At 62.0% G+C, this 10,984-nt stretch carries 9 protein-coding genes; 2 read left to right on the top strand and 7 right to left on the bottom strand.

Going from position 1 to position 10,984, the window contains the following annotated elements; translation table 11 throughout:
• Positions 1–119: 119 nt before the first annotated feature.
• Both ACK59L_RS20875 and ACK59L_RS20870 read right to left on the bottom strand, forming a co-directional pair.
• Positions 120–536, bottom strand: a complete 417-nt coding sequence (locus tag ACK59L_RS20875) for a VOC family protein (RefSeq protein WP_409275788.1) — start codon at positions 534–536, stop codon at positions 120–122.
• 166 nt (positions 537–702) lie between these two features.
• Positions 703–1,572 carry a LysR family transcriptional regulator gene (locus ACK59L_RS20870; protein ID WP_409275786.1) on the bottom strand — a complete coding sequence of 290 codons (870 nt, stop codon included), beginning with the start codon at positions 1,570–1,572 and terminating at the stop codon, positions 703–705.
• Positions 1,573–1,701: 129 nt separating this feature from the next.
• Between ACK59L_RS20870 and ACK59L_RS20865 the strand changes: the two genes are divergently transcribed.
• Entirely contained in the window at positions 1,702–2,895 is a 1,194-nt protein-coding gene (locus ACK59L_RS20865; protein WP_409275784.1) for a multidrug effflux MFS transporter, read from the top strand.
• Between the two features lie 21 nt (positions 2,896–2,916).
• On the opposite strand, the gene ACK59L_RS20860 is transcribed toward ACK59L_RS20865, so the two are convergent.
• Together ACK59L_RS20860 and ACK59L_RS20855 are read right to left on the bottom strand one after the other, a co-directional pair.
• On the bottom strand, positions 2,917–3,189 hold the full coding sequence (locus tag ACK59L_RS20860; protein ID WP_196142123.1) for a DUF3077 domain-containing protein: 273 nt from the start codon (positions 3,187–3,189) through the stop codon (positions 2,917–2,919).
• A 115-nt stretch (positions 3,190–3,304) separates the two neighbouring features.
• Positions 3,305–3,547, bottom strand: coding sequence for a hypothetical protein (locus ACK59L_RS20855; RefSeq protein WP_409275781.1), 243 nt, complete (start codon positions 3,545–3,547; stop codon positions 3,305–3,307).
• A gap of 474 nt (positions 3,548–4,021) precedes the next feature.
• Between ACK59L_RS20855 and ACK59L_RS20850 the strand changes: the two genes are divergently transcribed.
• A complete protein-coding gene (locus ACK59L_RS20850) occupies positions 4,022–4,735 on the top strand; it encodes a hypothetical protein (protein WP_409275779.1) in 714 nt (237 codons plus the stop codon).
• Positions 4,736–4,919: 184 nt separating this feature from the next.
• On the opposite strand, the gene ACK59L_RS20845 is transcribed toward ACK59L_RS20850, so the two are convergent.
• From ACK59L_RS20845 to ACK59L_RS20835, 3 genes are all read right to left on the bottom strand, one after another.
• On the bottom strand, positions 4,920–7,940 hold the full coding sequence (locus ACK59L_RS20845; protein WP_409275790.1) for an autotransporter domain-containing protein: 3,021 nt from the start codon (positions 7,938–7,940) through the stop codon (positions 4,920–4,922).
• A 325-nt stretch (positions 7,941–8,265) separates the two neighbouring features.
• Positions 8,266–8,988 carry a FadR/GntR family transcriptional regulator gene (locus ACK59L_RS20840; protein ID WP_058603330.1) on the bottom strand — a complete coding sequence of 241 codons (723 nt, stop codon included), beginning with the start codon at positions 8,986–8,988 and terminating at the stop codon, positions 8,266–8,268.
• A 232-nt stretch (positions 8,989–9,220) separates the two neighbouring features.
• Entirely contained in the window at positions 9,221–10,954 is a 1,734-nt protein-coding gene (locus ACK59L_RS20835) for an IlvD/Edd family dehydratase (protein WP_409275777.1), read from the bottom strand.
• Between the last annotated feature and the right edge of the window lie 30 nt (positions 10,955–10,984).

The raw sequence follows: 10,984 nt of genomic DNA, 5'->3' as shown, positions 1-10,984 counted from the left end.
AGAATCTAATGGAATAAAGGTAATTATTTAAATATCTTTTATGAATAACAATATGCCATCACCTAGCGCCTATCGAGCGATGGTGCCATGCAGGAGGGTCTTAGACTGGAGCGTCTGGTTCATGGGGCATCAGGATCGGCGAGCCCGCAAGCATGTACGAAACAAAGCTTGTTGCCCTCAATATCCCTGCAATAGGCACCGTAGTAATCCTGCCCATACTGCGGCCTCAACCCAGGTGCGCCCTCATCCTGAGCACCCATCGCCAACGCTGTGCGCCATGCCGCCTGCACCTGATCCTGTGAGTTGGCGGCAAAGCTTATTTGCACGCCGTTGCCCCATGTCGCAGGCAGTCCGTTGAATGGCAGTTGCACATAGAACTGCGGCCACTCCCTGTTCGGCCGTTGCCATCCAGCGCCGCAGGGGCCGCCATCGTGGTTGTCGGACATGCGGACAAGCCCCAGGGTGGCAAGTACGGCATCGTAGAACCTGATCATGGCCGGCAGGTCCCGAGCACCGAGCTGAATGTGGCTGAACATAAACGCTCCAGAAGACCTGTTGATCGACAGCAGTTACACACAGCTCATCTGAGAAACGCAATGCCATCTCTCACCAAGCCAAACTCCACACCTACGTTGTCCGGCCCCAGCCAGCGTCAGTCTCACCGCCGATGCGGTGTTGAGCCAAGTAGCGCTCATGTAGCCCTCATTCGGCAAAAGCCGCAACGATCGCGTCCACTACAACCCTCACCCGTGCCGTGTGTGCCAGGTCCCGATGCAACACGAGCCAGGCTTCATAGGGCGTGGCCCGCTGTCGATCAGGCCAGACGCGCACCAAACTGGCATCGCGCTGGGCCATGTATTCCGGCAGCTCACCCAGGGCCAGCCCGGCGCGCACGAAGGTCGCCAACATGAGGCTCGAGTCCAGCTCTGCGACCACCCGGCCGCCGGACCTGGGCTCTCCCGCCAGTGTATCGTCCTGCCGGGAGGTTACACCTTGTTGGTAAAAGGCGATGTCATGGCCTACCAAGGCGCTGCCAGGTTCTGGCTTTCCACGCAGGTCAAGGTACCGCTGTGTTGCATAGAGCCCCACAGGCCAGTGAGCCAGCCGGCGCACGATCAGGTCAGGTTGCTCGGGCCGTACGGTGCGCACGGCCACGTCGGCCTCCCTGCGGCCCAAGTCCAGTAGACGAGTGGTGGTGGTCAGAATGACCCGCACCTCAGGATGAGTGGCCCGCAGTTGCTCGATCGCGGGTATGACGAAATCAACGGCCAGCGCATCGGTGGTGGTGACGCGCACCTCACCCGACGGATGAAGGTCGCTACCTTCACCCTGGCGCTCGAAAGAGACGGCCATCCGCTCCATCTCTTCAGCCTTTTGTACGAGCTGTTGCCCAGTGGTGGTCAACGCCAGCCCCCCGGTGCTGCGAAGAAACAGCCGGCTGCCGAGGGTTTGCTCAAGCCCCGCCAGCCGCCGGCCGACCGTGGTCTGGTCGATGCCCAACGCCGTGGCTGCAGCCCGTAGAGTGCCGGCACGGTGCACTGCGAGGAAGATACGTACGTCATCCCAATTCATCGTGGCACGCTTCCTGAAAATGCAAATATGCAGCCCTGGGCTGCGATTACATGCATTTTCGCATTGATGCTAGCTATCTAACATAGCGGGCTTCGTTCACCTTTCGATCATGCAGCCGGCCCAAGCCGGATGCCAGGGAGCACAATGCCTCGCTTATCCTTCATCCTGACAGTCGCCATGCTGAGCGCCTTTGGCCTCGTCGCCTCGGATATCTATCTACCCGCGATGCCCGGCATGGCTACTGAATTTGGCATTGCCAATTGGCAAATGCCGCAAACCGTCTCGTTCTATCTGCTGGCACTGGCCTTTGCGCAGTTGGCTTATGGCCCAATGTCAGACCGACAAGGACGCAAGCCGATGCTGCTTGCCGGTGGCGTTCTCTATCTACTGGGCTCCGTGGGCTGCGCGCTGTCCAGCAGCTACATGGGCTTCATCGCGTGGCGCATGGTGGAAGCGGTGGGCGCGGCGGCGGGGCTGGTGATTGGTCGTGCGTTGATCGCCGACACCTGCGACAAGCGAACCTCGGCGAAAGTCTATGCCGTGATTTACCCCCTCGTATCACTCTCGCCGGCTTTGGCCCCGGCAATCGGTGGGCACTTGGCCGTCACATTCGGCTGGCGAGCCGACTTTCTGTTCGTCGCAGCATTCGGGGCGGTAGCGCTGCTTTTGGCGCTGTTTGTAATACCTGAAACGCTACCGGTCGCGGCGCGGACCAGGAACGCCCCCTTTGCGGGTTTTAGCCGTGTGCTGGGTGACCGCAGCTTTTGCCGCTACACGTTAGTGGTGTGTTCTATCTACTGCGCCTGGTTCGTTTATCTGACGCAGTCGCCGTTCCTTTTCGTACAAGCAGGCTTGAGCGAGGCGCAAAGCGGTTGGCTATATGTGCCGCTTACCTTGGGCATCATCGGGGCTAACCTGTTGGCCCGGCGGCTGCTTGACCGCTTACCTTACGACCGGATTGTCGCGATCGGCATCACCTGCTTCGTACTAGGCGCCATGGCGTTTCTCCTGGCGTACGCCATGGGGTGGCGCAGCGTTACGGCCGTGGTGCTGCCTATGTGCCTGGTCAGCCTGGCCAATGGGTCATCGCTTTCACTGGCGATCTCAGGTGCTATCGCCAGTGAGCATGGGCATGCCGCCACCGCTTCGGGGTTGGTGGGGTTTTGCCAGATTGGCAGCGCAGCCGTTGTGGCGATGGGTGTGAGCGCGGTATTAGGCACAGGTTTCGGTGTGCTCGCCTGGGCAGTGGCGGTGTTGAGCTGTTTGGCATTGTTTGCTTGCATGCCGTCGCTCTATCGCAAGCAACCGGCGCAGCCAGGGTAGCGCTCGGGCGGGCCTGCACGCTTAATGCTGGCCAAGCGCTTCGCCCAATTGCGCGTCGTCCAGCAAAGCCTTGGCCATCGCGCAGAGGTAGTGCGAAGCCCAGATCAAGTGCTGTTTGTTTTCCATCAGGCCGTCAAGGGTCATGTCCCGAGCGTAACCCATCAACTCCGAAGCCTGCTCGCGGGCCATCTCACAGGGTATACCGGGCTCGATACGAAAGAGAGGGCTAGTTTGGTCGGTGCCCTGATAGAAGGTGGTTTGGCCAGCGGTGAACTTGGTTTCTTCTCCAGACATCTTCGATTTCCCCACGAGGGTGCGGTGCTTGGGCGAGCCACATCGCCGGCGAACCAGCACCCAGTGGGGGGAGCAGACGGTTCGCCATACGAGCGGGTTTTTCAACAGCTACGGGTCAATGGCAGATCGGATGCTTCGGACGCACTTGGACATGCGCTACCGCAGACTCGAGCAGAGCTTTCAGCGTTTCGAGCTCATGCAGAGAGGTCAGCATCAGCACCGAAGAGGGCGACCTGAAACCCAATGACATGGCCTGTTGCACCACTGCGGCCGCGCACGTAGCGTACTCGGTAGCCTGAATCAACATGTCTTCTAGGCAGGCATTGTGGGGAGGGGGATCGGGGACGATCTTGAGCATGGTTCAACTCCAACGTGGAAGGAGGAACTACCACATTCAAGCCGTCAAGCAATGAGGGTGGTAGCTGTACGCGGGTTGACGGACCGAGACGTTGGCACTCGGCGCACCACTAGGGTGCCCGCACGTACAGCCACCATAAAGTGCGCACATGGGGATAGCGTTCTCAGTCCGTCAAAACCGGTCGCTGAATTGGCAGCGACCTGGCGAGACTAGAATCCACACCGTTCATGTGCAACAAAAAATGGGCGCAAGGAGTATCTTTGGGAAATGGCCTACAGGGAAGGGCTTAAATCTGATTTTTTCGAAATGCGCTATGCACCCTTCACCGACATGACGCCTGCGATGATTGAAGGCACGTACCTGGCACGTCCACCTTTGTCCAATTCCTTGGTACGTTTGCCTGTGGGCAACATGGATTCCTAAATCCACGCGTCAGTATCTGAAACCACTTATCACTCCAGACCAGGGCCGGTCATGACTTATCGCAAGCGCATACCTTCACTCCTCATGATTTTTTGTGCAGCCTCGTTTACTGCCTGTGTGCCGTGGAAACGGGAGCGCGCAGCGTACGCTGATCTTTGCGAAACGAAGCACGAATTCCAGGTTGCAGGCCTGCCAAACGGCGGCCCCATCCACCTCGAAACCTACCTTTATGACTACCGCGCGCGCTGGCGCGACGAACCCTTCAAGCAGGTGCTGCATGTACAGTACCCGGGGGAAACCTACCCACGACCGGAATTCTACGTACAACTGATCGCATACAACGAGGGGCGTCAGCGGCCGGCGTCCGGAGCTACACGCGGGGCCGCGCCGATACCGATTTTCTATGACAGCCGCCAGGCGTTCGTTACCCTCAATGACGGTTCGCGATTGAATGCCAGGCCCGAGCTTTATCTGGGTGGCCCGGTGTACGACTATCCCGCATTTTCGCCACAGCAGGCGCGGCCTTCGCCGTATGACATCAACGCCGACCAAGTGCACAGCAACATTCCGAAGATCACCAACAACAAGCGCTACGGGTCGGTGTATGTGATTTTCCCGACGGACAAGTTCGACGCCGAGTCCAAGTGGACTATTCACCTGGGTAATCTGCAGGTGCAGGGCCAGGACGTCGCCATTCCACCGTTGCAGCTGTGCTATCACCCGGTCAAGAAGTGGATTGGGATCGAGCCGCTGATGCGGCCCTGAGCGAACGTGGGTCGGATGTAACGTGACCCAGCGTGAGGCGGCATTGTGCCTTGAGGGGGCTGGCGTCCCGGCAAAATAGCGGGATTGAGCTGGTGCAAGCGCGGTCGTAACCCACCCGGGGTTGCCATGCAGCCCCGGATGTAGCAGTCACTATAGCCGGCAGGGGCTGTGCCCCCGCCACCCCTCAGAAGCGAACCGTGATGCCCGCATTGACCGAATGGAACCGTGTATCAGAACCAAACTGCCCTTGATACGACAGTCCTACATCCGTCTGACGGTTCAGCTGTACCTTCGCCCCCACTTCAGTGAGTGCCACGTTTCGCGTCTGCGCAATCCCTTGCACCTCGAAGTTCGGTCCACCGGCAAACGCCTGCTCATTGCGTGGGTCCAGGTCGCCGTAGGCCCTGCGCCAGCCCAGCGAGCCGAACAGCTGCGTGTCGTGATTGGCCAAACGTGTGTGGGTCGAAGCCCGCATGCCGACCGTGGAGAACCAGGTGTCCTGTTTCTCGCTCGAGACGTTCAGCGCCGCTGCACCGCCCTTTTCGCGGAAACGGTCGGCGTCGTAGTTCACGTAGGACACCCCTACGAACGGCTCCAACGCCACCGCGCCCAGGCCGATGCGGTAGGCCGCCTCGCCACTGGCTTGCAGCGTATTGGCGTCGCGCTTGCCCTTGAGGTGGTCGCTGTAACCGGCAAACGCCACGTTGCGGCTGCTGTCGAGCTTGTGCCAGGTGTAGCCCACATCTGCACTCAGGCGCAGCGCGTCGATCTGGGCGCCGGTGTACAGGCCCAGGTGATAGTTGTCACTGTGGCCCTTGGCATCGCGGTCATCGGCATCGAACTTGGAGCGGCTGTAACCGCCATACACGCCGGCACGCCAGTCCTGGGTAATGCTGCCATCCGCGCCGATCAGCACACCCCCGGTGCGTTGGTGCAGGCCGCTGGCGCCGCTGTTGCCATCGAGCTTCGACCAGTTGCCGAACACTTGCGCCCACGCGCCGCCTTGCGCCTCGGGGGTGGCCGGCATCAGGTTCGATGCTCCTAGCGGCATGCGCACGGTGTTAGTGTCCAACAGGCCGCGTACGCGGTTGCCGAGCACGCTCGATACGACTTGACTGTTGGCAATCAGCGCGGTGCCCGTGCTGCTGTGGTAATCACCGGACAGTTGGTCGATGGCATCGCGGGCGTTGGCTGCATCCAGTACCAGCAAGTTGTTGTACAGGCGCAGCGGATCGCCGCTCTGTTGTAATGCACTCAGGGCGCCCGCCGTATTCCACTGGTTCTGTGTGAGCGCCACAGTCTGGAAGATGCCTGGGGTGCCTGTGGTTGGCGGTTGCACCGGCGGCTGAACGGGTGGCTGTACCGGTGGTTCTACTGGGGGCTCGACCGGCGGCTGTACCGGGGGCTCGACAGGCGGTTCTACAGGCGGCTGCACCGGGGGTTCAACAGGCGGCTCGACCGGCGGCTGTACGGGCGGTTCGACCGGGGGCTCTACAGGCGGCTGTACCGGCGGCTCCACGGGAGGCTCTACAGGCGGCTCCACGGGTGGTTCAACAGGCGGTGTGGTGCCTTTCTGCGCAATGGTCAGGTTCAGCTCATTGGCGGTGCGCTGCAGGCTGACATTGAGAAATGCCGAGTTGGTAAACGCTTGCGCATACGCGGTACCTGCCGCTGCGCCATCCACCACACCGCCTTGAGCGGCCAGCAGGGTATAGGTTTGCCCGGTCTGGTAGCTTTGAGCGTCGTTGAGGGTGGTCACGTCCACACGCGTACCGCGCAGGGTGGCGCTGCCGCTTACGTTGACGCGGTCCGAGCCGCCATTGCCAGCAATATCGGCGGCGTACCTGGAGCCTTCTGCCATGTCCAGGTCGCCCTTGATGTTCAAGGTGCCCAGTGCTGCTTCACCTGGCGACAGCGTACCGCCCGAGGCCACTTGCGTGCTCCCGACCTGCCCGTTACCCGCCAGCACGCCACCGGCCAAGACTTGGGCACGGTTGCTGTAGTTGCCTGAAGCGTCGGTATGCCCAACGGTGCCGTTGACCACCAAGGTGCCGTTGCCCACGCTCAGCAATGATGTGCCTCGTGGGTTGGTCTGATCCGCGTCGCCGCCCAGTACCAGCCGCCCGCCACGTACCACCGTGCTCCCCGAAAGGCCGGTCAGGTCGCCGCCCAAGGTGGTGTCGCCGCTGAACGCGTACACACGGCCAGCGCCACTGATGCGGTTGTTCACTTGCAGGTTGCTGTCGGTGTGGTTGAACGCCAGCGCACCGCTGCCGGCGCCGAAGCGAATGGCCGTTTGCGGGTCGAGGCGGCCCGCCGCCTGGGCGGTGCCGGCGCTGATGGCATCGATGTCGGTACGCGCATCGTCCCGCACGACGGCGCCACCGATGCTGAGCGTGCCACGGGCGGCGGAGTTGATGCTGGTCAGCTCGCTGATGTCGATCCCGTCGGTGCTGCTCAGCTCGGCGCCGTTGGACAAGGTCAGGATGGTGCTGGAAGTCGTGGTGCCCAGTGTCATGGCACGCGTGGCCAGGCGGGTGCCTTCACCGGAGACATTGACCTGGGTGTTGCGGCTGACATTGGCCGAGCCCAGCGCCATGGAGTCGCTGGTCAACACGGCGCCGTCGCTCAGGCTCAGGTCGTTGCGGTTTCTGAAGGTGCCGGTGTTGTCCCAGCGAGTGCCAGCGCCCGACAGTTCGCTGATCGAGTTGATGGCCACACGCTCACTGACCAGTTGCCCGCCATCCTTGAGGTTGATGCGCGAGTCGTACAGGAACACGCCCCCCGAGGTGACGTTGACCGTGTCCACCTTCGAGCCCTGGCCGCTGACCAGCAGGTTGGCCCGGGACAGTGCGTTGCCGGCGTTGCCATTGTCGCTCAACTGCAGGTCCCGGACCGACACCTGCCCGCCGCCAAGCACGTTGAGAGTGCCTTGCCCGGCGCCGCCGATCACGATGGTGTTGCCCAGCACTGCGCCGGTGCGTGGCACGTTCCAACGTGTACCAGGGCCCTGTACGACGACCGTGGCCATGGCCGTACTGGCAGCGTCGTTGGTGGACGATCCACCGATCCGGCCACCGAAGCTGGTGACCTGGGCGCCATTGTTGAGGGTAAGGGTGGACGGCGTGCCGTTGCTGGGGCGCAGCACCACAGCGCCATCAATGCCTCGGTCGCTGCTGAAGGTGTCCTGACCGCTGTCGAGCACGTAGTCGGCTGCGTACGCGCCGGGGGCCATGGCGAGCGTAATCGCGAAGGTGAGGGGGGATAACTTGAATAAGGGGTTCATAACGACTCCGGAGACTCCATGAGATGCCACCAGCGTGGCCACCGAGCCCCAAGGGCTTGGCGTTCCTGTGTACGGCGGTAAACAGGGGGAGTATCGGGAGCGACCCAAGACGGTAAAATAGTACGCATGTACTAGTTAGGCGCCCAATGTGACGCACGCCACACTCCGCGGTAACGGATGGCCGATTCGCCACGTCCAAAGGCTGTTACGCCAATGATGGCCTTATGATTATGCTTATTGGCGCTCAGCTCGCCGGGTCTTGCCCCAGTACCTTGCTCAGCGCCAGCCGGGCATCTTCGAGCTGCACCAGGGACGCATGCCGGGCGCCAAGGGCATCGCCGTTCTGGATAGCCGTCAAAATGGCTTTGTGCCGGGGGAGGGCGAGCTCATCGAAATTTGGACGCTGGTTGGAAAAGCGCACCGATTCGCGCAACGCCATCGACAGCATGTTGCACAGGTAGGCGAGCAGGTCATTGTGGGTGGCATCGGCGATACGGGCGTGAAAGTCCAGGTCTGGCTGCAGCCGCTCATCTGGCGTGCGCGCCGCTTCCATTCGCTGGTAGGCCTCGCCGATCGACGCCACGTCCTCTGGCGTGGCACTGGTGGCGGCCAGGGCAGCAGCAGCAGGCTCTATGACCCAGCGTACGCTGGACAGGGTATTGAAGAACTCCTGTTGCGGCGTTGCCTGCATCAGCCAGTGCAGCACATCGGGGTCGAGCATGTGCCAGTCATGGCGCGGCCTGACCAGGGTGCCGACCCGGGGGCGCGCTTCAACCAGGCCCTTGGCCGTCAGGGCACGCATGGCCTCACGAAACACCGGCCGACTGATCGCGTAGCTTTCGCACAGGCTTGCCTCGGACGGCAGCTTCTGCCCTGGGGCGAGTTGACCGGACACGATCTGCAGGCCCAGGTCCTGGACCAAGGTAGCGTGCATGCTCTTGCGCGTTGAGGGCTGGCGGTAATTCATGAGGGGTGTGCGAGGTCCTTCTGGCGGGGGCTCGCATCATAGCACTGATGGATGCAGGGCTGTTTTGCAGCGCCTTGATGGCGGACAGAGGGGGGCTGGCGGGTCTCGGCTCTCTAGCGGGCGCGGAGCTGTCGGTGCATAGACAGCTCCACGGCGTTCAAGCGGCAAGCGGCATCAAGCGCCCTCGTGCCGTTCAGCCAGTCACGGTCGCGCTTAGGGTGATGTCCCTGGGCTAATGAGAGTGCTTGGGCACCGCCGCCCCGCGGCAGCCGACGAGAAAGTCGAAGTCGCAGCCTTCATCAGCCTGCATCACATGGTCCAGGTAGAGCTTGGCATACCCCCCGGTGATCAGCTGTGGCGGTGGCTGCAGATCCGCCAGGCGACCGGCCAGTTCCTGCTCGTCGATGTCCAGGTGCAAGCGGCCTTGCTGGCAGTCCAGTTCGATCCAGTCCCCCTCGCGTACCACGGCCAAAGGCCCACCTGCGGCTGCTTCCGGTGCAACGTGCAGCACCACGGTCCCATAGGCCGTGCCACTCATGCGCGCGTCGGAGATGCGCACCATGTCGGTTACACCCTGGGCAAGCAACTTGGCCGGCAGCCCCATGTTGCCCACCTCGGCCATGCCGGGATAACCCTTGGGTCCGCAATACTTCATCACCAGGATCGAGTTGGCGTCCACATCCAGGTCCGGGTCGTTGATGCGGGCCTTGTAGTCTTCGAAGTGCTCGAAGACCACGGCGCGCCCCCGATGCTGCATCAGCGCGGGGGTGGCCGCAGAAGGCTTGAGCACTGCGCCCTTGGGCGCCAGGTTGCCCCGCAGGATACAGATACCGCCGTCGGCAACCAGCGGTTTGTCCAGCGGGCGGATAACTTCCTCATCATAAAGTGGCGCGGTGTGGCAGTTGTCCCACAGGCTCTTGCCGTTTGCGGTCAGCGCAGTCGGGTTGGGCAACAAACCATGCTCCCCCAGGCGCCGGATCACGGCCGGCAGACCGCCCGCGTAATAGAACTCCTCCATCAGGAAACGCCCCGAAGGTTGCAGGTCGACCAGCGTCGGCGTACCACGTCCCACCCGCGTCCAGTCCTCCAGTTGCAGGTCGACGCCAATGCGCCCGGCGATGGCCTTGAGGTGAATCACCGCGTTGGTCGAGCCGCCAATGGCGGCGTTCACCCGGATGGCATTTTCGAAAGCTTCGCGGGTGAGGATTTTCGACAGCCGCAAGTCTTCGCGCACCATGTCGACGATGCGCATACCCGACAAGTGCGCCAACACGTAACGGCGTGCGTCCACGGCAGGGATGGCGGCATTGTGCGGCAGCGAGGTGCCCAGCGCCTCAGCCATGCAGGCCATGGTCGAAGCCGTACCCATGGTGTTGCAGGTGCCGGCTGAGCGCGACATGCCCGCCTCGGCGGAGAGGAATTCGTTCAGGTCGATGTGGCCGGCCTTATAGGCCTCATGCATCTGCCACACGATAGTGCCGGCGCCAATATCCTTGCCTTTGTGCTTGCCGTTGAGCATTGGCCCGCCGGTCACCACGATGGCCGGAACGTCGCAGCTGGCAGCGCCCATCAGCAACGCAGGCGTGGTCTTGTCGCAACCGGTCAGCAGTATCACGGCATCGACCGGGTTCCCGCGAATGGCTTCTTCCACATCCATGCTCGCCAGATTGCGCGTGAGCATGGCCGTGGGGCGCAGGTTGGATTCGCCGCTGGAGAACACCGGGAATTCCACCGGGAAGCCGCCTGCTTCCAGCACGCCTTTCTTGACGTGCTCGGCGATCTTGCGGAAATGCGCGTTGCACGGGGTCAGCTCCGACCAGGTGTTGCAGATGCCGATAATCGGTTTGCCCTGGAACTCGTGGTCCGGAATGCCTTGGTTCTTCATCCAGCTGCGGTACATGAACCCGTTCTTGTCGGCGGTACCGAACCATTGGGCGGAGCGCAGCGACGGCTTGCTATCGGACATGATGGACACCTTATTAGCTGTCTCTTAATC

The organism is Pseudomonas sp. KCJK9111 (assembly GCF_046231935.1).
In the GTDB taxonomy this organism is placed as follows: Bacteria; Pseudomonadota; Gammaproteobacteria; order Pseudomonadales; family Pseudomonadaceae; genus Aquipseudomonas; species Aquipseudomonas parafulva_B.
The sequence above is the reverse complement of the archived record's forward strand: the minus strand, read 5'-3'. Positions and strand labels throughout refer to the sequence as shown.

Bases quoted from the DNA above. Each gene is read 5' to 3' on its own strand.
- ACK59L_RS20875 (WP_409275788.1), bottom strand. From the start codon at position 536: ATGTTCAGCCACATTCAGCTCGGTGCTCGGGACCTGCCGGCCATGATC.
- ACK59L_RS20870 (WP_409275786.1), bottom strand. From the start codon at position 1,572: ATGAATTGGGATGACGTACGTATCTTCCTCGCAGTGCACCGTGCCGGC.
- ACK59L_RS20865 (WP_409275784.1), top strand. From the start codon at position 1,702: ATGCCAGGGAGCACAATGCCTCGCTTATCCTTCATCCTGACAGTCGCC.
- ACK59L_RS20860 (WP_196142123.1), bottom strand. From the start codon at position 3,189: ATGTCTGGAGAAGAAACCAAGTTCACCGCTGGCCAAACCACCTTCTAT.
- ACK59L_RS20855 (WP_409275781.1), bottom strand. From the start codon at position 3,547: ATGCTCAAGATCGTCCCCGATCCCCCTCCCCACAATGCCTGCCTAGAA.
- ACK59L_RS20850 (WP_409275779.1), top strand. From the start codon at position 4,022: ATGACTTATCGCAAGCGCATACCTTCACTCCTCATGATTTTTTGTGCA.
- ACK59L_RS20840 (WP_058603330.1), bottom strand. From the start codon at position 8,988: ATGAATTACCGCCAGCCCTCAACGCGCAAGAGCATGCACGCTACCTTG.
- ACK59L_RS20835 (WP_409275777.1), bottom strand. From the start codon at position 10,954: ATGTCCGATAGCAAGCCGTCGCTGCGCTCCGCCCAATGGTTCGGTACC.